Origin of the sequence: uncultured Pedobacter sp. (assembly GCF_913776295.1) — a bacterium.
Lineage (GTDB): Bacteria > Bacteroidota > Bacteroidia > Sphingobacteriales > Sphingobacteriaceae > Pedobacter.
The window spans coordinates 1-23,416 of sequence record NZ_CAJYOJ010000030.1; the positions used below are offsets into that span (position 1 = coordinate 1).

Annotated in this window: 14 protein-coding genes; 10 read left to right on the forward strand and 4 right to left on the reverse strand. The window is 40.8% G+C overall.

The genetic code is table 11. The features are described from left to right. Positions 1-319: 319 nt before the first annotated feature. Positions 320-2,245, reverse strand: coding sequence for a glucosamine-6-phosphate deaminase (gene nagB, locus QZ738_RS05385; RefSeq protein ID WP_293785437.1), 1,926 nt, complete (start codon positions 2,243-2,245; stop codon positions 320-322). A 152-nt stretch (positions 2,246-2,397) separates the two neighbouring features. Between nagB and QZ738_RS05390 the strand changes: the two genes are divergently transcribed. Beyond that, positions 2,398-3,594 (forward strand): anhydro-N-acetylmuramic acid kinase, encoded by a 1,197-nt coding sequence (locus QZ738_RS05390; protein WP_293785439.1) that lies wholly within the window; start codon positions 2,398-2,400, stop codon positions 3,592-3,594. Between the two features lie 110 nt (positions 3,595-3,704). On the opposite strand, the gene QZ738_RS05395 is transcribed toward QZ738_RS05390, so the two are convergent. Next, complete coding sequence (locus tag QZ738_RS05395; protein WP_293785441.1) at positions 3,705-4,451, reverse strand: DeoR/GlpR family DNA-binding transcription regulator; 747 nt, start codon at positions 4,449-4,451, stop codon at positions 3,705-3,707. Positions 4,452-4,689: 238 nt separating this feature from the next. On the opposite strand from QZ738_RS05395, the gene QZ738_RS05400 reads away from it, so the two are divergent. The 5 genes from QZ738_RS05400 to QZ738_RS05420 all read left to right on the forward strand — a co-directional run bounded on the left by QZ738_RS05400 (position 4,690) and on the right by QZ738_RS05420 (position 15,803). Continuing rightward, the gene (locus QZ738_RS05400) at positions 4,690-7,770 is read left to right on the forward strand and encodes a SusC/RagA family TonB-linked outer membrane protein (protein WP_293785443.1); all 3,081 of its coding nucleotides are present in this window, start codon (positions 4,690-4,692) and stop codon (positions 7,768-7,770) included. Between the two features lie 8 nt (positions 7,771-7,778). After that, the gene (locus tag QZ738_RS05405) at positions 7,779-9,389 is read left to right on the forward strand and encodes a SusD/RagB family nutrient-binding outer membrane lipoprotein (protein ID WP_293785445.1); all 1,611 of its coding nucleotides are present in this window, start codon (positions 7,779-7,781) and stop codon (positions 9,387-9,389) included. Positions 9,390-9,413: 24 nt separating this feature from the next. Beyond that, a complete protein-coding gene (locus QZ738_RS05410; RefSeq protein ID WP_293785447.1) occupies positions 9,414-10,211 on the forward strand; it encodes a DUF4397 domain-containing protein in 798 nt (265 codons plus the stop codon). Positions 10,212-10,479: 268 nt separating this feature from the next. Further along, positions 10,480-13,947: a TonB-dependent receptor gene (locus QZ738_RS05415; protein ID WP_293785449.1), complete on the forward strand. Its 3,468-nt coding sequence runs from the start codon at positions 10,480-10,482 to the stop codon at positions 13,945-13,947. Positions 13,948-13,958: 11 nt separating this feature from the next. Next, on the forward strand, positions 13,959-15,803 hold the full coding sequence (locus QZ738_RS05420) for a RagB/SusD family nutrient uptake outer membrane protein (protein WP_293785451.1): 1,845 nt from the start codon (positions 13,959-13,961) through the stop codon (positions 15,801-15,803). A gap of 76 nt (positions 15,804-15,879) precedes the next feature. Here the strand turns inward: QZ738_RS05420 and QZ738_RS05425 are convergent, their stop codons facing one another. Beyond that, positions 15,880-17,712 (reverse strand): PQQ-binding-like beta-propeller repeat protein, encoded by a 1,833-nt coding sequence (locus tag QZ738_RS05425; RefSeq protein WP_293785453.1) that lies wholly within the window; start codon positions 17,710-17,712, stop codon positions 15,880-15,882. Positions 17,713-17,899: 187 nt separating this feature from the next. Next, positions 17,900-18,502 (reverse strand): porin family protein, encoded by a 603-nt coding sequence (locus QZ738_RS05430; RefSeq protein WP_293785455.1) that lies wholly within the window; start codon positions 18,500-18,502, stop codon positions 17,900-17,902. Between the two features lie 254 nt (positions 18,503-18,756). Between QZ738_RS05430 and QZ738_RS05435 the strand changes: the two genes are divergently transcribed. The 4 genes from QZ738_RS05435 to QZ738_RS05450 all read left to right on the forward strand — a co-directional run bounded on the left by QZ738_RS05435 (position 18,757) and on the right by QZ738_RS05450 (position 23,221). Then, positions 18,757-18,972, forward strand: coding sequence for a hypothetical protein (locus QZ738_RS05435; protein ID WP_010599278.1), 216 nt, complete (start codon positions 18,757-18,759; stop codon positions 18,970-18,972). Positions 18,973-19,042: 70 nt separating this feature from the next. Continuing rightward, the gene (locus QZ738_RS05440) at positions 19,043-19,894 is read left to right on the forward strand and encodes a prolyl oligopeptidase family serine peptidase (protein ID WP_293785461.1); all 852 of its coding nucleotides are present in this window, start codon (positions 19,043-19,045) and stop codon (positions 19,892-19,894) included. A gap of 284 nt (positions 19,895-20,178) precedes the next feature. Continuing rightward, positions 20,179-21,870, forward strand: a complete 1,692-nt coding sequence (locus QZ738_RS05445) for a S41 family peptidase (RefSeq protein WP_293785463.1) — start codon at positions 20,179-20,181, stop codon at positions 21,868-21,870. A 25-nt stretch (positions 21,871-21,895) separates the two neighbouring features. Next, positions 21,896-23,221 carry an alpha-L-fucosidase gene (locus QZ738_RS05450; RefSeq protein WP_293785465.1) on the forward strand — a complete coding sequence of 442 codons (1,326 nt, stop codon included), beginning with the start codon at positions 21,896-21,898 and terminating at the stop codon, positions 23,219-23,221. The last annotated feature ends 195 nt before the right edge of the window (positions 23,222-23,416 follow it).

The following is a 23,416-nucleotide window of genomic DNA, read 5'->3' on the forward strand; positions in this document are numbered from 1 at the left end:
TTTGATGCCAAAAAGTAAGAGCCCTTCGGCGGCGGTGAGCCGAGGCAAGACTGTGCTGTATGGCATAAGAAATCAGTTACGTCATTTATATTGATTTTTATACCATAAATTATTCCTCAGCATGACAGCAGGTAACGTATTAACTGATATCAACCTACAGGAGGTGTCATCCTGAACAAAGTGAAGGATCTTTTGGAGAGATTGTTTTTCTTATATTAAATCCCATTAAAGTTTGCTTATTGCACTCATGGCCTTTGAAACTTCGGAGGAAAAAAATCCTGCTTTGAGCTAACAAAGCAGGATTTGAGTATGTTAACAGCTAGTCTTCAAATTTCCAGCGAACAAAAGCTTCCATCGCTTCGTATTCTGCCAGACCAAGCTCGTCATAAGCTTTCGCCGTATCACGGTTGCGGTCCTCAGCCCGCTGCCAGAACTCTCTTGCGTCATCACCAGGGAAAACAGCTCTGTCTTTCTGGCTCTGGTGTTTAAAAATTGCATATTTCTTACGTTCAAGCTCTTGCGGAGAAATTGGAACGGCCATTTCAATTTCATATGTTTCAAACTCATGCCATGCACCGCGGTACATCCATAACCAGCAGTCTTGTGCCCAGGCTTCGGTTTTACGTAAGCGTTTTAGTGCTTCCAAAACAATTTTGAAACAAACAATATGCGTTCCGTGAGGGTCTTCAAAATCGCCGGCAGCATAAACCTGTTGAGGTTTTACTTGCTGTAATAGCGCTATTGTAAGTTCAATATCAGCATCAGTTACCGGGTTTTTCTGTACCTTACCACTTTCATAGAAAGGAAGTGCCTGAAAGTGGATGTGATCATCTTCTAATCCGCAATATCTCGCACCGGCAATAGCTTCGCCTTTTCTGATAAGTCCTTTAACCGTCTGGATCTCTGGTGTATCGATCTGATTTGGTTTTTTCTGCTCAATAAAGGCCCTCATGTTGTTGTAAAGGTCCTTTAAGTGCGTATTATCCATGCCCATTTTTTCTGTGAAATCTACGTTAAATTCCACAAAACGAAGGGCATCGTCATCCCATACCGCAGTATTGCCGGAGGTTTGGTAAGCTACGTGTACGTTGTGTCCCTGATCAACCAGTCGAAGGAAAGTACCTCCCATGGAGATCACATCATCATCCGGGTGAGGAGAGAAAATGATCACATTTTTCCGGGCAGGCTCGGCCCTTTCCGGACGTTGAGAATCGTCGGCATTTGGTTTGCCGCCCGGCCAGCCGGTTATCGTGTGTTGTAACTTGTTAAAGATATGGATGTTGATGTTGTAAACTGGTCCTTTTTCAGTAGCCAGTTGTGCCATACCGTTATTGTTATAATCGTCTTCCGTTAATTTTAAAATCGGTTTTTTTAACGTATTGGCCAACCAGATCACTGCTTTACGGATTAAGATGTCTGTCCAGATGCAATCTTTAACCAGCCATGGCGTATCGAAACGGGTAAGTTCTGAAGCTGCAGGTGCATCAAGGATAAACTCTACATGATCAGAAAGCTGGAGGTATGTTGCCGGAACTTCTCCTGAAATCTCGCCTTCAACAGCTTTTTTGATAATGGAAGCTTTTTTACGGCTCCAGGCCATTAGTATAATTTCTCTCGCTTTAAAAATTGTACCGATACCCATGGTAATGGCCTTTGTTGGCACAAAACTTTTCCCGCCAAAATCGCGTGCCGCATCCCGGCGTGTCAAATCATCTAAAGTAACCAAGCGGGTACCAGAATTTGGTGCAGAGCCCGGCTCGTTAAACCCAATGTGGCCGGTACGGCCAATTCCTAAAATCTGGATGTCGAGACCACCAAGATCGCCTATTTTCTTTTCATATTCCAGGCAAAAAGCCGGAATATCTTCCAGTGAAAGCGTACCATCAGGGATGTGGACATTTTTTTTGTCAATATCGATATGATTGAAAAGGTTTTCGTTCATAAACGTCACATAACTCTGCGCCGCAGTCGGCGCCATTGGATAATATTCATCCAGGTTAAAAGTAATTACGTTTTTAAAACTTAAGCCCTCTTCTTTGTGCAGCCTAACCAGTTCGGCATAAACTGCAATTGGGGTAACACCTGTTGCTAAGCCCAGTACTGCAGGTGCGTTGTTTGCTTGTTTTGATTTAATGAGCTCGGCGATGCGATGTGCCACATTAATTGAAGCAATTTTTGGATTTTCGAACACGCTTACGGGTAATTTCTCAAAACGTGTCTCCTCCAGTAGATTTAATCTAGCCATTTTTTTTATATGGATTTTAATGTACGGAGCAGTAAATATAAAGAGTTATGCCCAATTTCTAACAAAGGTTATTTACATTTATTGCAAGTATCTACATAAAATCTAATTAAGGGGGTACACAAACGTTTGATCTTTTTAAGATAAAAATCAATATGAACGAACAGATCCAGAAGTTATATGCTAAAGCAGGCAAGCCAGAACGTTTAATTATCGGGTTGATGAGTGGAACTTCTATGGATGGGCTTGATATTGCCCTTTGTTCGGTCAGGAAAAGCGGTGCTGAAACTGATATCAGGGTTTTGAAATTTAAGACAGGTGATTACACTGCTGATTTCAGGGCTAAAATAAAAGCTATATTCTCTAAAAAGGAAGTCGATCTGCAATTGGTTTGCCTGATGAACGAGTACATCGCAAACATCCATGCGCAATTAATCAATGAAGCTTTAAAGGAATGGGGGTATAAAAACGAGGACATCGATTTTATTGCCAGCCACGGACAAACGATATTCCATGCACCGAAATCTTTACACCAACTGACCGATTATCCTAATGGCACACTGCAGATTGGTGATGGCGACCACCTCGCTGTTAAGACAAAAATCATTACCCTTTCTGATTTCAGGCAGAAACACCTGGCTGCGGGAGGTGAGGGCGCTCCGCTTGCTGTGTATGGAGATTATCTGATATTTTCGAAGGCTGGCGAAGACCGTGTGATGCTAAACATTGGAGGCATAGCTAATTTTACCTATTTGCCGGGGAATATCGATGCCAGCGAAATTTTTTCAACTGATGTTGGCCCAGGTAATACCTTGATGGACCAATACATGCAAAAATATTTTAATCAGTTTTATGATAAAAATGGAGCTGTTGCACAAAGTGGTCATTCAAACTCCAAACTATTGGTGGCTTTGCTTGACTGTGATTTTCTTGCACTGGATTTTCCTAAAACTACAGGGCCGGAATTATTTAACCTTGAGTATTTAACAAAGGCACAAGAAAAATCTTTAACAGCAAATCTAAGTAAAGAAGATGTAATGGCCACTTTGTGTCACTTTTCTGCAGAAGCTATTGCCAATGCAATAAAAAGTTGTTTTGGAGAGGATGCCCGGGTGAAGGTATTTACCAGTGGTGGTGGAATGCATAATCCATTGCTCATTCAGCTACTTCAGGCTAAGCTGCCTTTTTGCACATTCTTAAGCACGGAGAATCTAAATATCAATCCCGATGCGAAAGAGGCTGTTTTATTTGCGGTACTGGCCAACGAAACGCTCTGTGGGGCGCCGGTTAATTTTGGCAACCGAAAAGGTGTGCCATCGGTTTGCATGGGTAAAATCAGTTTGCCTCAATAAGTCAATCAAACTTAGTCCTAATTTCTTGTTCAATAACGCCTGTTATTATGTAAATGTTGAACTTCGCCGCATTACCATCATCCGAAAGAAGATGTTTTTGATATAGAATTTTATAAAATATTCAATTCCTTTTCTTTGTAGCGGGAAAGCGATTCGTGATCTACATCCAGCTCGGTAATCAGATAACTAATGCTTTCTATCGGACAAACCCTTAATCTTAAGGCAATATCCAATTTTTCGGAGATACATAACACTGCAGTTCTTTTTGCGCAGGCCAGCATCGCTTTTTTAAGTTGGTTAATCTCCCAATAGGTGTCTGTTAAGCCTTCTTCAGGGTGTATAGCGCTGGTACCCATTAAACATAAATCGGCTTTTATCTCAGATAGTTGTGTAATAACCTGCCCACCATAAGTAACCTGCGAATTTTTGGAAAAAAGGCCGCCGATCAGAATTACTTCGATATTATTGTATTTGGCCAGTTCTACTGCCACCAGCGGACTAATGGTAAAGAAAGTGGCTGATATTCCTTGTGGAAGCAGTTTTACAAACTCCAAAATCGTTGTTCCGCCACCCGTTAAAACCACCATTCCATCCTTGATCAGTCGAACAGCTTTTTTGCCGATGGCGATTTTACTATCGCGTGCATATACCGTACTATCATCAAAAGAACTGTGATACGATTTGGATAAAGCCCCCCCATGCACCTTATAAAGCAGATTTTCATCAACAAGTTCCTGCAAATCTCTCCTGATGGTGTCTTCTGAGACATTGAGTAACTGCACCAGATCGGAGGTTAATACACGGTTGTGCAAATTAATCTGTCGCATGATGAAGTCATGGCGTTCTTTTTTCAGCATAGTAGATGTTTTGGCTTTAACGAAAGTATAAAAGTTTTTTAGATTTTTTACATGTTGCGCGTTTTTGCGTGTTTATGCAATAAAATATGGTTTGGCTATGAGAAAAATCTTGCCTATTTGTTTTTTATATCAAAAACATTCATCATATTTACTTAACTAAATTGAAAATGCGTGAATTTGCGTTTTTGCAAACCTAACAAACAACAAATCAGTAACCAAACTTTCTTATTAACTAATTATGATGAAAAAACTACTTTTTAGTTTTATCGGTATCATTATGCTATCTGCACAGATTTTTGCGCAGCAGATTATAACCGGTAAGGTCAGCGCTGCTGACGGGCCCATTCCGGGTGTTTCCATCCGCGTAAAAGGGAGCAGCACCGTTTCACAGACCAATGGTACGGGAAATTATTCTATAAAAGCATCTACAACCGATGTATTGGTGTTTTCTTACGTTGGGTATAAAACTACAGAGCGGGCCGTTGGTACCAGTACAACTATTAATGTTACGCTTGTTTCCGATGCCAGCAACCTGAACGAGGTGGTGGTAACCGCTTACGGGATTGATCGTGATGCCAAATCGCTGGGTTATTCAACACCAAAGGTTTCAGGATCTGAAGTGGCAGAGACCCAACGAAACGACTTTTTTGGCGGTTTACAGGGGCGCGTACCAGGGTTGTCGATCAACAGTACCAATGGAAATCCTGGTGCATCTGCGCAGATAGTGTTGCGGGGTTTTGTTTCTATCAGTGGGGATAACAATGCACTGATTGTTGTAGATGGGGTTCCAATCAATAATAGCACATTGAACCAAACAAGAGAACTTGTTTCGGGTGCGGCAAACAGAGATCAGGATTATTCAAACAGGGGCATGGATATCAATCCCAATGATATTGAAAGTTACGTGATTATGAAAGGTCCGGAGGCCACCGCATTATACGGAAGCGCTGGTGCCAGCGGTGCCATTTTAATTACTACAAAAAAGGGTAAGGCAGGGCGTGGAACCATCAATTACAATAATTCTTTCAGGGTAGAGCAGTTGAATAAATTTCCTGAAATACAGACCAAGTACAATACCGGGGCTTCTAATGGCGTTTATGATGGCGGTTCATCTAACTTTTTCGGTCCCGCATTTTTGCCTAATACGCCGCTTTATGATAACATCCACAATTTTTTCGAAACGGGTTTTACGCAAAAACACAATTTATCGTTTGAAGGTGGAACCGATAAATTCTCTTACCGCTGGTCTAACGAATATACTGATTCGAAAGGAACAATTCCTACAACCAGTTACACCCGGATTTCCTCAAGGGTGACCGCCGTTGGGACCATTTCTCCGATTTTAAAACTCACTACTACCTTCAATTATATCAATTCCAATAACGATAAGGCCAATAAAGGTGCTAACGGTTCGCTGTTGCAGTTGATGCGTTTTAGTTCGGCCTATAATGTTCAGGATTATCAGGACGCCAACGGAAACCGGATTTTACACCTGGCGAGCATTTATTCCGAATTTGATAATCCACTTTGGGACGTAAGTAAAAACATAAATAACGATAAAGTTAATCGTTTAATTGCCAATACCAATGTAGAGCTGACCCCGTTGAAATGGTTGCGTATTAATGGGATCATTGGGGCCGATATTGCAAATACGAAAGGATTGTCAGTGTATCATGCCCAATCTTACCGCGGTTCGGGTTCCGCTGCCGCTCCCACGGGCGGTACAGTAATGACTTACGGTCAATTGGCGAAAATATTTAACGGATCTTTGACCGCTTCAGCCAAACATAAATTTGGCGATTTTAACAATACCTATGTAATTGGCGCTACATTTAACGATTATAATTCCACTACCGATTCTCAGCGTGGAACGAATATGTACGATCCTAATTTTTACAGTATCAACAACACCCTGCCTTCCACGCAGCGCGCATTGACTTATGTAAACCGTTACCGTACTGTAGGTGCTTTTGCACAGGCCATTTTGGGATATAAAACCTTGCTTTACTTAACTTTATCGGGCAGGGTTGATGGTGCTTCACGGTTAATGCCGAACAATCCATATTTTGCCTATCCATCAGCAAGTCTGGCCTTTAATTTCAGTGATCTTGCCAGTATAAAAACCGCTCTGCCCTGGTTGGATAATGGTAAATTGAGGGCTTCTTATGCCTTAACCGGTAAAGAACCCTGGAGAGAATATTCAACCGGCACAAACTATGAGGCCAAAAGATTTACCGGTGGCGGTTATGCTTATTCATACTACGGTGGTAACCCGAACTTAAAACCAGAGGTATCAGAAAATTTTGAAATTGGTACGGAAATGCAGTTTCTGAAAAACCGCATCGGACTAGATTTTAACTATTATAACCTGTTAAGTAAAGATCAGATCATTAATCCTCGCTTAAGTTATGGTACAGGGTTCGTTTTAGAAATGATGAATGGTGGTACGGTACGTAACCGGGGTGTTGAAGTGCAATTAACCGGTACTCCGATTAAGGGAAAAGATTTTAATTGGAATACCACTTTAAACTTTACCCGAAACCGTGGTGTGGTATTATCGCTGGCTAATGAACTTCCTGAGCTTTATGAATCTGATACCTGGGTAGTAGGCGACATTAGAAGTGCAGTACATCCGGGTTATAGTACAGGCGCAATCAGCGGTACCAGGTTTGCCCGTAATGATAGGGGCGATATCCTGATCAACCCATCTTCAGGTTTGCCATCAGTTACCGATACCCAGTTTTATCCAATCGGCGACAGAAATCCAAAATTCACTTTAGGTTTTGTAAACAGATTTGGGTATAAAGGTTTTAACCTCTCTTTCCTATGGGATTTCAGGCATGGAGGCGATGTGGTTAACGGTACGGAGTATGCTTCTTATATCAAAGGAATCAGTGTTAAAACATTGGACAGGGAAGTGCCAAGAATTATTACCGGCGTACTGAACGATGGTTTGCAGAATACCGCAAACCCAACGGTGAATACCATTGCAGTAACGCCATATTATGCTTCGAACTATTATTCTGTAAATGTTGCGCCAGAGATGTTTGTAGAGAAGAATATCAACACACTCCGTTTAAGGGATGTTACTTTGGCTTACGATTTTCCGCCATCATTGGTTAAGCGTATCGGATTTATCCAAAGTTTCGGTGCCTTTTTTACGGTAACCGATTCAATTCTGATCACCAATTATTCTGGTGGCGATCCGGAGAGCAATTCTAACTCGCCGGGTGTGGGCGGTATAGGAGGTTACGGTATCGATTATGGCAACGTGGGCAAGCCGATCGGTTTTAACGTAGGATTTAGGGTTAAATTATAGTGAATAATATGAAAAGATTATATAAATTATATATTGCTGCGGCAGTATTATTAACGGTTGGAGGATGCAAAAAATACCTCGATATCAATACCAATCCTGCCGTACCGCAAACCAGTAAAGCAGAATTGTTGCTTCCGCCAATTTTATTTCAAATGACAAACGGAACGTCGCAGGATTATCGTTTGCTGTGGAAGTTTACCCAGAACATGATCGGTGCCTCAACAGATATTGCATCACTTTACCCCGAAAAACATTCTTTTGTAGCTAATAGTGATAACGGAGGTGTGATCTGGAGGATGACTTATGTAGATCTTGGCTTGAATCTGGAGAATTTGATTAATGACGCCGTGACCAACCAGAAATACGAATATGCGGCAATTGGTTATGCCATTAAAGCCTGGGCATATCAACAAACTACCGATTTGCATGGGCCGATTATTTTAGATGAAGCGTTTACGCCCGGGATGTTAAAGTTTCCTTATCACGACCAGCCAGAGGTGTACGCAAAAGTGCGTTTCTATTGCGAACAGTCGCTAAAATATTCTATGATGAAAAGTCCGTTGAATTACGCTACACAATTGGCCAGCGTTACCGGAGATGGGATTTATAAAGGAGATATGGCCAAATGGCGCAAATTCGTTTATGCCATTTATGCATTGCAGTATAGCCATTTGATCAACAAACCGGAATTTAAAACCATGTATGCCGACAGCGTAGTGAAGTATGTCAACTTATCTTTTGCCAACGAATCTGAATCTGCAACAGTTTACTTTTCGGCCGCCAGTCAGGATGACACCAATCCTTTTGGCCCTACGTTAGGCTATATCAACACTGCCGGAGCAACTGCTACTTATTACGGAAGGATTTCTACTACGATCTTAAATTATCTTGCCGGCGGAGTGAAGGGGACGCCTACGGTAAACCCAACCAGTTCCCTTGACCCGCGTTTGAGCAGAATGTTGCCTGCAAGTACAGCTACCGCTACTTTGGGCAGGTACATTGCCGGAGTACCAACTCAGGGGAGCAGTACATCGGGCCTTCCGATTGTGTTTGGTTCCATTCCTGCAGGCGCTACTATTTATAACGGAAAATATATTTTTGCAGATGCTGCCAGGTATCCGATCATGACTTATTCACAATTGCGGTTTGCCAAGGCGGAAGCATTGTTTTTACAAGGAAAAACCACTGACGCCTATACGGCATATAGAGAGGGTATCTCTGGTCATATGGTTTTCTGCAATACATATGGCCGTTCTTCCAAAACACCCGATCCGTTAATTACCGATGCAGAGATCAATACTTATTTAACTTCCACTGAGGTGGCACAAAGTGCAGCCACCTTAACCATAGCCGATATTATGGGGCAGAAATATATTGCGCAATGGGGCTGGGCGGGTTTAGAACAGTGGACTGATCTACGGAAATACCATTACGATGCTAATGTTTTCAGGCAATTTTATCAGATTCCTGCGGCAGATCTTTTGCTGGGTGGTAAATATGCCTACCGTTTTAGACCGCGTTATAATTCCGAATATGTTTGGAATGCCGAAGAACTCCGGAAATGGGGTGGTTTAGATCCTGATTATATGACTAAAGAAACATGGTTCAGCCAGCCATAACGTTTTATTTTAAAATATACTAACATGAAGATATTTTCTAACTTGTTCACCGGTCTGTTCATTGCCATGGCTTTGGCGGGTTGTACTAAAAATGTACTTGATTATGGTGATACCGAAAAGTTAACTAGTGAACAGGCATTATTAAAGGTAAATTATGCCTCCTATTATTATAACAACAGGGCGATAGCCATTAAAATCAATGATAAAAGGGTAAGTAGCGTAATTACTGCGCGTACACCATTTCCTGGTGGTGGGTTCAACACCGGGGGCAGTTCAACTGCCGATTTTCTGGCGGTAACCCCCGGAAACTTAAAACTGTCTATCATTCTTCCTAAAAAGAAGGATGACGGTACAGATTCGCTGGTACTGTATAGTACAACTTTTCAAATCCAGGCTGGTAAAAATTATGTTGCCCACATTACAGATACTGCGGCCTTTACTAAAAATGTGTTAACGGAAGAAAGTTTTGTAAGGCCCGATACGGCCTATTGTAAATACCGTTTTATTAACCTGATGCCCAATGTCCCTTCTGTAGATCTCTATTATGGAACCAGTGCTTCAGATAACACGAAAGATTCGCTGATTGCAGGAAATGTAAATTATTTAAGTATCAGTAATGAGATTAAATTAAGGTCGGCACAATCAAAAACCTGGAAAATCAGACCAGCAGGGGCAGCTGTAACCACAGCAACTGTTTTGGCCAATTATACCAGTGCAAGCACCTTCTTAAATCAAAGGGTATATACCATCTTTGCCAGTGGTTATAATGGGATCACCACTGCCCCACGGAGGCCATATGTATCCTTTTTTCTGATCAGATAGTTTTTGTCTCTTTTGTTTTAGTTTAAGCCGCCGCTAATATAGCAGGCGGCTTTTTTAGTGAAATTTAAAAAAATAAAATGAGATTAAATCTATTTCCTTGCGCTTTTGTGCGGTTTTTTGCAATAAGATCAGCTAGTTACAAAATTAACCGCCTAATAATTTGCAAATAAGTGAAAAACAATTGTGATATTTACTTAAAATTCAGGAACATGCGGTATTATGCGTGTTTATGAAATAAACTAACAATAAATAGCATTAACTAGTGTTTATGAAAAAACAACTACTATCAATCTTTCTTGGTATATTTTTGTTGCTGGCCCATGCCTTTGCACAACAAATTACCATTACAGGTAAGGTTACATCGGAAGATGGTCCCATACCAGGAGTTTCTGTAAGAGTTAAAGGCAGTACGACGGTTGCGCAAACAAACGTTGACGGAAGTTACTCCATCAGCGCCGCTAATGGCAGCATACTCGTGTTCTCTTACATTGGATATTTAACTGCCGAAAAAACAGTTGGTACGGCTAAAATCATTAATGTAAGTTTAAAAACAGATGCCCAGGGCTTGGATGAGGTAGTAGTGGTGGGTTATGGAACCCAACGTAAAGGTAATCTTACCGGCGCGGTTTCTACCATTGACGTTAAAAAGACATTGGAAGGCAGGCCGATTGCTGATGTAGGCAGGGCACTTCAGGGAGCGGCATCTGGCTTAAGTGTTACTGTTCCAAGCGGCGAAATTGGCTCAGATCCCGTAATAAAAATCAGGGGGCAGCTTGCATCTTTCGCTGGCGGTAGTTCTCCTTTGATTTTGTTAGACAACGTAGAAATTCCAAGTATCCAATTGGTTAATCCAAATGATATCGCATCCATCACAGTTCTGAAAGATGCTGCTGCAGCTTCAATTTATGGGGCTAAAGCTGCTTTTGGCGTTGTATTAATTACAACCAAACAAGGATCAGGCACAGATAAGCCATCAATCAACTATTCCAACAACTTTTCATTTCAAAACGTTTGGAAAGATTTAAAGATGGCCGATGTGAATGGTTTGAAATATACCGTTGATGCTGCTGAACGCGTAGGGATAACTACTCCTGTTGGTGCATTTTATTATGTAGACAGGGCAAGCTACGAGAAAGCAGTGGCCTGGAAAGAAAAATATGGCAGCACAATCGGTCCGGATGACCCAACTGTGTTCGGCAGAGATTGGTATGTACAAGGGGCTAACCAGAAAATGGGCGTGAGGACTTATGATCCATATGATTATATGATTAAAGAATGGGCACCTACGCAGCAGCATAACCTGTCAGTTGGGGGTACAACCGGAAAAACCTCTTACAACATCGGACTTGGCCTGCTTGACCAGAGCGGCATGTTAAAGCCAGCGAAAGAAGACCGTTTTACACGCTATAACGCCTCTTTTAAAATTTCAAGTGAGATCAATAAATATCTTACCATCCGTGGAGGTGCATTATACTCGCGAAGAAATAAGCAGTATGCTTATACCACCAGCTCTACAACAGCCGATCCATGGCTTTACCTGTACAGATGGAGTTCACTATATCCACTTGGAAAAGATGAAAACGGAGATCTGATCCGTAGTCCGCAAAGTGAAGTAGCTTCAGCAAATACGGCTAATATCTTGTTAAACTATGCTAATGTAAATTTGGGAACCACGGTTAATATCATGAAAAACTGGAAAGTTGATTTTGATTACACCTTCACCAATCAGAATGAAGATTGGAAAAGACCAGGTACCCGGTTTACAGCCAGAAACTCATGGGTTGCACCGAAAGCACGTTTAGATGCAAATGGCGCCCCCGTTTATGTTAATGATCAGGGTCAGGTCGTATCAAGTGCTAGTCCGGGGGCCATGGCCGCCTATGATCTCTCATTGGATATGTACACTACACCTGGCTCAAGTCCCGATCACTTTGCAAGGTCGGCAACCAACTTTTTCAGCCATACCATTAATGCATTTACCACCTATAATCTAAACCTGAAACAAGATCACGATTTTAAATTTATTTTAGGTTTGAACCGTGTTACTTCTACAGCTGAATCGCAGTTTGGCCAGATTACCAATTTAGCTGATATTATTAATCCACAGTTTAAATTTGGTACGGGAGTACAAACGGTTCTTCCTGCTACGGCAGCAATGGGTATCATACCTGGTGGAATTAATATTCCAGGTGCCGATAAAAGATGGGAGGCGCAGTTGGGCTATTTCGGCCGTGTTAACTATGCCTTCAAAAACAAATACCTTATTGAGGGTAACCTGCGTTATGATGGTTCTTCTAAGTTTCCTACCGATTTGCAATGGAGATGGTTTCAATCATTTTCTGCAGGCTGGGTAGCCAGCGAAGAAAGTTTTATGGCTTTCACCAAACCTTTCTTAAATCAGCTAAAATTTAGAGGATCCTGGGGTTCCATCGGTGACCAAACTGTACCGAATGGCTTATATATTTCAACCATGCCTAGTGGACAGTCGACCTGGATCGGTGCAAATGGTGCAAAAGTGAATTATGTAGGTACACCTGCTGCTGTTGCTGCGAATATTCAATGGCAAGATATTGTGACCACCAACTTTGGTGTTGATGCAACAATGCTGAGCAATAAGATAAATGTCTCTTTTGATGTTTTCAAAAGAAATACGAATAATATGATCGTACCACAGGAAGGCATTCCGCTAACTTTTGGAGCCGGTGCACCACAAGGTAATTACGGCTCATTATCAACCAGGGGTTGGGAATTAACCTTAGATTTTAACCACAGGTTTAAAAATGGTTTAGGTATTAATTTTAGAGGAAATATTTCTGATGCCAAAACTATATTAAATGCTTATGGTTCAGGAACGCAGGTTACGGGCAATTACGATGGTAAAGATATTGGCGAGATTTGGGGATACCGCACCGATAGGTTATATCAGCTCAATGATTTTGAACTGGATGGTTCGGGCAAACCAATTTTAATAACCTTAACCAATGCCGAGAGTAAATTAAATGCCGATAAGCAGGCCTATAAACTAAAGCCTGGTCCAAATGGCGAAAAACCGGTTTATCAGCCTTTTTTACAAAATGCAGCCACTTTTCGTTTTGGTCCGGGAGATGTTAAATTTATTGACGTTAATGGTGATGGAGAAATCAGCAATGGTGACGGTACGCTGGCAAATCACGGCGATTTAGAGGTAATTGGTAATGCCAACCCAAGGTATGAATACGGGTTCAGGCTAGGCGCAGATTTTAAAGGAGTGGATATCAGTGCATTTTTCCAGGGGGTAGGAAGCCGTAAAATCTGGGGAGCCGGTTTTTTAGCTATCCCCGGATTTAACTCTGCTGACGGTGCGATGCCAGAAGCCATTGCAAGCAACTACTGGACGCCGCAAACGCCTGACGCTTTTTATCCCGCTGCTTATAATAATGCGGCAAGTGGAACCACGAACAACATGCAGATTCAGGACAGATATTTGTTAAATATGGCTTATATCAGGTTGAAAAATTTAACCGTTGGCTATACTTTTCCACAAATGATGACTAAAAAAGCAGGTATAAGTTCGTTAAGGGTATATACTGCCTTAGAAAATTTCTTTACCTGGGATCATTTGGGCGATTTACCGATAGATCCTGAAAGTGTTAGTGGTTATTCGATCTGGGATCAGGCGAATTATAATGGTGGCCGTATAGGAACAGGAATCCCGGCCTTTAAAAGTGTCTCATTTGGTGTTCAGTTGAATTTTTAAAAATTATGAAGATGAAATATTGTAAATACATATATGGATTGCCGATTCTGGCTAGCTTACTATTTGTATCTTGTAAAAAAGATGTCCTTGACCGCCCACCTTTAACCGATTATGTTGACGGGCAATTTTGGCGGGGTGAAGACGATATCCGCATGTATGCCAATGCTTATTACCCGAACTATTTTAACGGATATAATTCGGGCTTCGGAGTGGATTATGCACCAGTAAGAGGTTATAATTTCTCTGATGATTTAACCGGAAAAAATGCCCAAACAAGCTTTGAAAGCAGTGTGCCAACATCAAGGGGTTCTACATTGGAGACGGCTGATTGGTTAGGTACTTATGCAGGTCCAACATGGGATTTCGCCTGGGTTAGAAAATCGAATATCATGTTAGCCCGTTTAAACGACGTGGCCAAACCAAAAATCACAACTGAAGCCTATAACCATTGGACAGCTGTTGCCCGGTTTTTTAGGGGTTTTGAATATAGCCGTCTGGTAAGTGTTTTTGGTGATGTTCCTTATTTTGATAAAGAGGTTTTGGATACCGATCTGCCAACTCTATACAAAGACAGAGATGCAAGAGGTGTGGTAATGGATAAGGTATATGATGATTTTAAGTATGTTATGGCTAATATGCGTGATAATGACGGTGCGCAATTTCTAAACAAATATATTGCCGCGGCATTTATTTCAAGGTTTATGCTGTTCGAGGGTACCTATGAGCATTACCACGGCTTAGATGCAGCCAGGGCGAAAAAATACTTGGAATTTGCCGTAGAAGCAGGCGATTACGTGATCAATAGTAATAAATATAGTTTCACCCGCGATTTTAAATCATTGTTTTCAAGCGATAATTTAGCCGGACATCCGGAAGTATTGCTTTATAGAACATATGACGCTGCATTAACCGTTACGCATAGCATAGGATCTTACCAAAATGGAACCGAAGTGGTTGGTGTTGATGCCAATTTGGTATTGGTTAAATCTTTTCTTCTTAATGATGGTAAAGTATGGCAAAACTCTTCTGTTGCAGGAGCGAATTCTTTTACCATTGCGGATCTTGTAAAAACAAGAGACCCACGTTTTGAAGCTTCATTTTATGATAAAGCCCTGGTGCCTTCAGCAACTTTGCTTTATGGTTTTAAATTTGCCTCGAGAGAAGCGCTAACCTATATAGGCAAAACTTATCCTGCTGCGTGGGGTAGTAACACCAATACCAGTGATGCACCAGTAATGCGTTTGGCTGAAGTGGTACTAAACTGGATAGAAGCAAAAGCTGTATTGGCGCAATATTATTCAGGCGCAGCCATTACACAATCTGATCTGAATAAATCAATAAATGCCATTAGGAGCCGTCCGTTGGATGCGGCGGCTGCTGCAAAAGGGGTGTTAAAAACAGCACCATTAACTTTAGGTTCGCTTCCGGTTGATCCGGCCAAAGATGCTGATGTTCCTGATCTGATCTGGGAAATCCGTAGAGAGCGCCGTATGGAGTTTGTATTTGAACATAGCCGTTTACTGGATTTGAAGCGATGGAAAAAACTAAATAATATGGATTTCAGTAGAAATCCTGATTATTATTTAGGCCCATGGGTGAATGTACAGGCTGAGGCGCCTAGTTATTTAACTACCGCTAATGCAACCGCACGAAATGTTAAGGTTAAAAAAGCTGACGGTACTGTAGTTACTTATGATGGTACCAACGCAGCAGCGATGGTAGGTTATTGGATGGTTACCAATGCATCAAATAGAAATGCATTTACAGATAGAGCTTACCTGGCACCTGTGGGTCAGGCGCAAATTATCCAATATCAGGAAAAAGGCTATAAACTTACGCAAACAGCTGGCTGGTAATTTTTTAGATTATTTTTATTTATCTATAAAGCCTCTTCAAATATTTATGAGGAGGCTTTTTTGTAATCTTTTAATCCTATTGAGTTTGTAGCCAAACCACTTTACCGTCCATCGTACTAACCAGGATGTTTTTTCCGTCGATCACATTCACGGTATTAATCATCGAGTTATCTATTTTATGTGCCCAAACCGTGCTTTGCTGCGTAGGATCAATAGCGTAGACCACGCCGTTTTTTGTGCCGAAAAATACTTTTCCATCTTTTTCGATCAGCATGGAGGGTACATGCTCATACCCAAAACCAGCATTATATCGCCATAAAATGCCCGGATCTTGCGACTGCGCTTTATAGGCTACAATCTCATCCTGCATGGTTTTGCCATAAATAAGGGTGCTATCTGCCGATTGGCCGATTGATTCGCGTACTGTAGCTTCCTTGTTGCGCCAAAGCGTACTGCCGTTTTTCGCATCAATAGCGGTTAGGTATCGGTCTGGAGCAGCAATGTACACAATACCCTGATAGGCCACAGGCGTTACCATTGCCGGGGAAAACATTCGGTTTGCCTGTCCATTGTTCCATTTCCAAAGTAAATTTCCGGTTTTGATATCGAGCGCATAAAGATGTCGGCCCCACGATCCAAAGATAATTTTACCCTGGTAAATCAGTGGTTTGCCAACTATGGTACCTTCAACTTCATTAAAAGCCCATATCTCTTTTCCGGTTTTAATCTCTAGTGCCCTGAAAGTATTGTCACTGCCGCCAATATACACCTGCTGTCCGTTAGTTACCGGCGATCCCAATACCGAGTTGGCTGTTTCTTTATGCCAGATTTCCTTTCCTGTTTTGGCATTCAGCGCATAAATGCTTCCATCCCCCGAACCTAAAATAACTGTTTCGTTAACGGCTACCGGAGAAGAGTAGATGGCACCTTTAGTTTTAAAGGTCCATACCTTTTTGCCTGTATTTTTATTTAAGGCTTCCACCAAACCTAAACTGTTTCCGAAAATGACATTGTTGGAGACAAATACTGGAGTGTTTACCACATTGGCATTAGAGTGGTAAGACCAGATTTCTTTCGTGGCCGGATATTGACCATTAATCACAAAATCAGGTCTTTCGTATTTTCTTTGATCAGGTACAAAGGTTTTTAAAGCGATTTTGCGCCAAGCCGGAAGAATTTGCTGTGCCGGTTTCCTGACCTGAAAAAATACCGTATCCTTTGTCATGCTTACAATATTGTATCCGCCAATACTATCTTTAGCCCTTAAATTAGACCGGCCCATCGTCGCTTCAATGCCTTCAAAATTGTAAGGATGGTTATTGTGCCCGTGTCCGCATATCGCATATTGGATGTTATATTTCTTTAAACGGCTTGTTGCTTCGTACCAATTGTCCAAACTGTTATCCAATGGATAGTGGTTGGCAAAAACAATCGGCGTATTTTTAGGAGTGGCTTTAAGAACGCTATCCAACCAAACGGTTGCGTCTCTGGGGATATGCCCGTCACTCATCCGCACATAAGGTCCGGAGGCGCAGGCAATAAATCGATAACCTTTATGGTCAAACATAAACTTATCATTACCGAATTCTTTGATGAAATTTACACCGCCAGATTCTGACCAGCCTGTATCGTGATTTCCAGGGATGACATAATAAGGCTTGTTTAGCTTGGATAGTATATTTTTAGCTAGTTTAAGTTCATTATTGGTACCCATTTCGGTTATATCGCCAGTAATGATCACAAAATCTATATCTTTTAATTTGTTTATATCAGCAACGGTTTTTGTCAGGTCCTCTTCACCAGTTGATGAGCCAACGTGTGTATCAGTTACAAAAGCGTATTTGAAATTTTGGGCTTTTACCGCGAGCGACAGCAGCACAGCAAACAGTAAAAGAATGGAGTTTTTCATTTTTTTTTAAGCTAATCGTTTCTATAAAAATCGATATTTTTTTGGGTTAAAACCAGGCTGTAATGCCAATATTACATGTTAATAAAGGTGTTGCTGGGAGTTGAAAAACGGTGTTCTTATTTTCAGAATGATTTCAATAAAAAAGACGACCATTGGCCGTCTTTTTTTACTTGCACTGTTGTAAAAACTACAGAATCTTAAATCCTAAACTCAATTGAAAAAGGTTCGGTTTTTGGCTGTATTTTTCGCTTTTGCTGATGTTCGATAAACCAGCTTCATAGCGTAAATCTACCGATATGTTGCCCACATCTATACCAGCGCCAGCTTGTAAACCCAATGCCTGGTTTTTGTAATTGTCAAAATCTGTTGCTTGTTGATAAGCGGAACTAAAGGATGAATTTTCATCCAAAACAAACGAAATAACCGGACCCGCCATTAACCGGAAGTTTAAATTTTTAGCACCAAATTTGGTTCCCAATAAAACAGGAATATCCAAAGTGGTAAATTTTACTTTTCCTTCTGCAGATACCTCGTTACCATTATCCTGCTGAATGCTGATAAATTTATTGCCTTTGCTGCCAATGTAAGCCTCGGGTTGCACAAACAAACTGGCGCCGCCAATACGTGCCCACGCACCGATCTGGTAACCTAAGCGATTTTCTTCACTCGCAAAATCTGCATTTAACTTAGCCAAATTTACACCTGCCTTAACCCCCAGGTTAAAAGTTTGTGCCTTTGATGTTGCCCAACCCAAGGTTAGGAACACAATAGAGAAAATAATTTTTTTCATGTTGTTTAATTTGTTTTTTTAGTGATGATACCAAACCAATGTTTAGGGAAATGCGATGTGTGTTTTTGTTCTTATGGTTTCTTTGCAATGTTCCTTACGGTTGTTCTGGTTTTGGTATTTGGTTTTATAACGCGCATTTAACACAATTATCGTGCGAATTTTTTTCGAAATCAGCTAACTTTTTTAATCCCTTCACATAAAAAGGTATCAACCTGACCAAATATTTTTTACTTTTGCATCAAATAAAGTATGCCATGGCTAATTTTCAACTTACTTCAGAAACTGCATTTAAGGTAAAAACTAAATTTTTAAGGAAATACCGCGATCTGGCGAACGAGCCTTTGGAATTTACACCTGGCAAAGAAGATCAATTGGTTGAAGATTTAATGCGTTTGGTAAAGCGCGACCGTACCTACATCGAATTTACCATCCAAAAAGCACTTGCCGATACTAAAGGAAACAGGCTTTAAGATTTTCATTTTTTCAGCATCTCATTTTTGTTTAAACTTTCTGTTGGCCATTTAACACGTATGCCGCTCCATGTATTTTGCCATTGTTATACAACGAAATACTTTAACATTAGCATTCTTACTTTGGTTAGTGGCGTTTACAGCAACAGCACAAAAACAGGTGTTTAACGATGCTTTCACCGATAGTTTAACTTCGGCGCAGACTAGAAAAGAATTAAATAATTTATCTGCCAATGACTACCTTAAGCAAACTTTAAGTAAAGGAAAGCAATCGATTAATTATAGATTGCTATTGCCGGCGAAGAACAGAAATCAGAAGAAGTATCCACTGGTGATTACGTTTCACAACTCAACACGGATAGGGACAGATAATGAAAAGCAATTAGAACCAATAGCCAGGATCTGGTTACGGCCAGACATACGCCGGAGGTACCAGGCATTTGTAATTGCTCCGCAGTTTCAAACACGGTCATCAAATTATTATCCAGATTCTGTAAGAAATTGCTTAATCTCGAAGCCATCTGACGATGTACATTTATTATTGGATTTGATCCGTGAGGTAAAAAATAAATATCCTCAGATAGATCCTAACCGTATTTATCTGGTCGGTTATTCTATGGGAGCATCTACGGCACAGAACCTGATGAACATGGTTCCTGAAACTTTTGCCGCAATGGTTTCAATTGCTGCAGTTCCCGATTTTGTTAATATAAAAGCAATAGGTCAGAAGCCGATCTGGTTAATTCATGGCAGGCAGGATTATGACAATCCTTATGAGGGGAGCGAGTATTTATATCACGCTTTAAAAGGCAATCGTAATCTATTGTTAACTACATACAATAAGCTAGATCATAATTTAATTACCATTCCGTTATTGCTTACGCCGCAAATACCAGCCTGGTTGTTTTCCTGGCATAAGTAAGTCCTAAATTGTCATGCTGAGCGCTGCGAAGCATCTTTTAATGATGAACTACAAAATTGTAGCTGGTAAAAGATCCTTCACATTGTTCAGGATGACACCGACTAGGGATTAAGCTAATATTTAAATCTTCTATTGCGTAACGCTCAATTTACGCATTACCCTCCGCGAGCCGTTTTTTATATTTATCGCTTTTTGTACATTTACATGGTATATAATCACTGAGTAATCTTTCAAAAAGGCAATATCTGTTTATCTGCACATTTGGAATTAAAACAAAAAGGGGAATGAAGAAACTAAAATACGGTCTTTTAGCAGCAGGTTTTGGGGTGGCTGTTTTATCTTTTTCGTTTAAAGAAGATTTATTCCTGGTATCTAAAAACCTCGATATTTTTGCTTCGCTCTATAAAGAAATTAACATCAATTATGTTGATGATACCAATGCCCCTCAGTTGATGAAAACCGGTATTGATGCCATGTTGGATAGTTTGGATCCCTATACCGAATATGTTCCTGAATCCGAAATTGAAGATTATAAACTGAAATATGTAAGTACACAATATGGTGGTATTGGGGCCAGTACTGTTTTTATTGATGGAAAGCTCTTTATTAACGATGTAAGTGAAGGTTACCCGGCCAATAAGAGCGAACTTAAAGCAGGAGATCAGCTGGTAAGCATTAATGGAATTGCGGTAAAGGGAAAAAATCGTCAGGAAATTAGCCAGTTGCTGCGCGGCCCCAAAGGCACACCGGTAGATTTGCTGGTGGTTAGAGAAGGTAAAGAAATTGCCAAAAAACTAGTGCGAGAGGAAATTAAACAGCCTAACGTTTCTTATTCAGGGATGGTAGGTGATGGAATTGGTTATATCAAACTTGATAAATTTTTGGAAAACTCCGGTCAGGAGGTAAAAGATGCCCTGCTGACTATTCAAAAGGAAAACCCAAAAGGAGTTGTTTTAGATTTGAGGAACAATGGTGGAGGTATTTTGCAGGAAGCAGTTAAAATTGTGAATCTTTTTGTGGATAAAGATCAACTTATTGTAACTCAGAAGGGCAAAAACGCAGAGAAAACCATTGCCTATAGAACACTTTCAGCCCCTGTTTCAACAACAGTGCCGTTGGTGGTACTCGTTAACGGAAATTCAGCATCAGCGTCAGAAATCGTGGCGGGTGCGCTGCAGGATTTAGACCGGGCCATTGTAGTTGGTCAGCGGAGTTATGGTAAAGGTCTGGTTCAGCAAACCTTCAACCTACCTTACAATAGCCTGGTTAAAGTAACGGTGGCTAAATATTACACACCCTCTGGCAGGTGCATCCAAAAATTGGATTACGCGCACAAAAATGCCGACGGTGTAGCTGAACGCTTTGCCGATTCAACCATGGTGATGTATCCAACCAAAGCAGGCAGAAATGTATATAGCGGCAATGGTGTTTATCCGGATATTGTGGTGGATGCGGCCAAGTTGAGCCCAATTACGATCTCCATGATCAATAAAAATCTTTTCTTTAGTTATGCCAATCAATACAGGAAAGAAAAACCAACATTAGCTTCAGCAAAAACTTTCCAGTTGTCGGATGCAGATTATGCTACATTTTCAAGCGGCCTTGCTGATCAGGATCTGTCCTATCAAAGCCGTACAGAGCGGCTTCTTTCCGATTTGCGGGCAGAGGCAGAAAAGGAAAATAAATCTGCAGAAGTGAAAACGGATCTTGAAAACCTTAAATATAAACTTACTTCTTCTAAAAAAACCGATCTGGTTAGCCATAAAGCAGAAATTAAAAGGGTTTTGGAAACACAGATCGTGAGCCGCTATTTTTACGAAAAAGGTAGGATTGAGCAGAGTTTTCAATACGATAAAGAGCTGGCTGCGGCTAAAAATCTTTTGGCCAATCAATCACAAATACTGGCCATTTTAAAGGGCGACGGAAATTATAAGGTAATTGGAAAACCAAGCAAGGCCACAGCATCAATAGATTAAACCTAAACAACCTATATTCATCCTCATGAAGAAATTGACCTTACTAGGCCTTGTGCTATTTATTGCTTTACAGTTAAAGGCGCAGGATTACACACCAACAGCTGCTAATTTGAAACAGAGGGCATGGTTTAATGATGCCCGGTTTGGCTTATTTATTCACTGGGGGCCTTTTAGTGTACCCGGAAGTGGCGAATGGGTAATGAACGAGAGAAAGCTGACCGTTCATAACTATACCAACCTTAAAGATTTTTTTAACCCTGTTGAGTTTAATGCCGCACAATGGGTAAGCATGGCAAAAAATGCCGGAATGAAGTACATTACGTTAATTACCAGGCACCACGATGGCTTTAGCATGTGGGATACCAAATATTCTGATTTCAACATCATGAATACCCCTTATAAAAAAGATATTGTAAAAATGATGGCTGATGAATGCCATAAACAGGGTATACAGCTGTATTTATATTATTCACTTTTAGATTGGCGCAGGGATGATTATCCACATGAAACTGGTCGTACAGGACAAAATTCCGGCCGCACCGGAAAAGGTAATTATGCCAGTTATTTACAGTTTATGAAAAACCAGCTGACCGAATTATTGACTAATTATGGCGAAATCGGCGGAATCTGGTTCGATGGGCATTGGGATCAGACCGAGCCAGAAGGATCAAAAGACAGAACTTCCAGGATTGACTGGAAATACAATGAAATATATGGTTTGATCCACAGGTTGCAGCCGCAATGCATGATTGGGAATAACCACCACTTAACGCCATTTGCAGGTGAAGATTTTCAGATGTTTGAACGTGATCTTCCCGGCGAGAATAAATCTGGTTTAAGTTTTCAGAAAGCATCCGATAAGCTACCCCTCGAAACCTGCGAAACCATTTCCAATTCATGGGGATATAATCTGAGCGATACCTATTACAAATCGGATAAAGAACTGGTTCATATGTTGGTTAAAGCAGCAAGTTTAGGCTCCAATCTTTTACTGAACATTGGTCCGATGCCAAGCGGTAAAATTCAGCCCGAGTTTCAGGATCGTTTGGCAGGTTTAGGCGCCTGGCTTAAAATTTATGGCGAAAGCATTTATGGTACAAAGGCAGGGTTTATTAAACCACAAAGCTGGGGAAGTATTACGCAGACTGATAAGAAAATTTATATTCACATTTTAGATGGCAAAACCACTAAGCTTGATCTGGAAAACGTTCCGGTAAAAACCATCAAAAAAGCGTATCTGCTAAAAGATAAAAGCCTGGTAAGTTTTACCTTTAAGAAGGCGAAATTATCAATTACCAAGGTGCCTATCGCCTCAGCACCAGATCAGGTGATTGTTTTGGAGATTGGGTAAAGTAATTGACCTCCTGAACGCAGTTAAGGATCTTTTATTAAATTAATTTTAAGGTTAGCAAGCTTAAAATGTGCTGACATGGTAAATACTACCTTATAATTTCAGATCAATCATTTTATTCATTGCGGCCGCTTGCGCTTAATAGCCTTTTTATTCCAAAACCAGATAAAATCCAGTGCTTTTATTCAAATTCAA

Excerpts from the sequence above, each read along its gene's own strand:
- QZ738_RS05405 (WP_293785445.1), top strand. The coding sequence starts at position 7,779 with ATGAAAAGATTATATAAATTATATATTGCTGCGGCAGTATTATTAACG.
- QZ738_RS05410 (WP_293785447.1), top strand. The coding sequence starts at position 9,414 with ATGAAGATATTTTCTAACTTGTTCACCGGTCTGTTCATTGCCATGGCT.
- QZ738_RS05395 (WP_293785441.1), bottom strand. The coding sequence starts at position 4,451 with ATGCTGAAAAAAGAACGCCATGACTTCATCATGCGACAGATTAATTTG.
- QZ738_RS05415 (WP_293785449.1), top strand. The coding sequence starts at position 10,480 with ATGAAAAAACAACTACTATCAATCTTTCTTGGTATATTTTTGTTGCTG.
- QZ738_RS05390 (WP_293785439.1), top strand. The coding sequence starts at position 2,398 with ATGAACGAACAGATCCAGAAGTTATATGCTAAAGCAGGCAAGCCAGAA.
- QZ738_RS05425 (WP_293785453.1), bottom strand. The coding sequence starts at position 17,712 with ATGAAAAACTCCATTCTTTTACTGTTTGCTGTGCTGCTGTCGCTCGCG.
- QZ738_RS05430 (WP_293785455.1), bottom strand. The coding sequence starts at position 18,502 with ATGAAAAAAATTATTTTCTCTATTGTGTTCCTAACCTTGGGTTGGGCA.
- QZ738_RS05435 (WP_010599278.1), top strand. The coding sequence starts at position 18,757 with ATGGCTAATTTTCAACTTACTTCAGAAACTGCATTTAAGGTAAAAACT.
- QZ738_RS05420 (WP_293785451.1), top strand. The coding sequence starts at position 13,959 with ATGAAATATTGTAAATACATATATGGATTGCCGATTCTGGCTAGCTTA.
- nagB (WP_293785437.1), bottom strand. The coding sequence starts at position 2,245 with ATGGCTAGATTAAATCTACTGGAGGAGACACGTTTTGAGAAATTACCC.
- QZ738_RS05450 (WP_293785465.1), top strand. The coding sequence starts at position 21,896 with ATGAAGAAATTGACCTTACTAGGCCTTGTGCTATTTATTGCTTTACAG.
- QZ738_RS05440 (WP_293785461.1), top strand. The coding sequence starts at position 19,043 with ATGTATTTTGCCATTGTTATACAACGAAATACTTTAACATTAGCATTC.
- QZ738_RS05445 (WP_293785463.1), top strand. The coding sequence starts at position 20,179 with ATGAAGAAACTAAAATACGGTCTTTTAGCAGCAGGTTTTGGGGTGGCT.
- QZ738_RS05400 (WP_293785443.1), top strand. The coding sequence starts at position 4,690 with ATGATGAAAAAACTACTTTTTAGTTTTATCGGTATCATTATGCTATCT.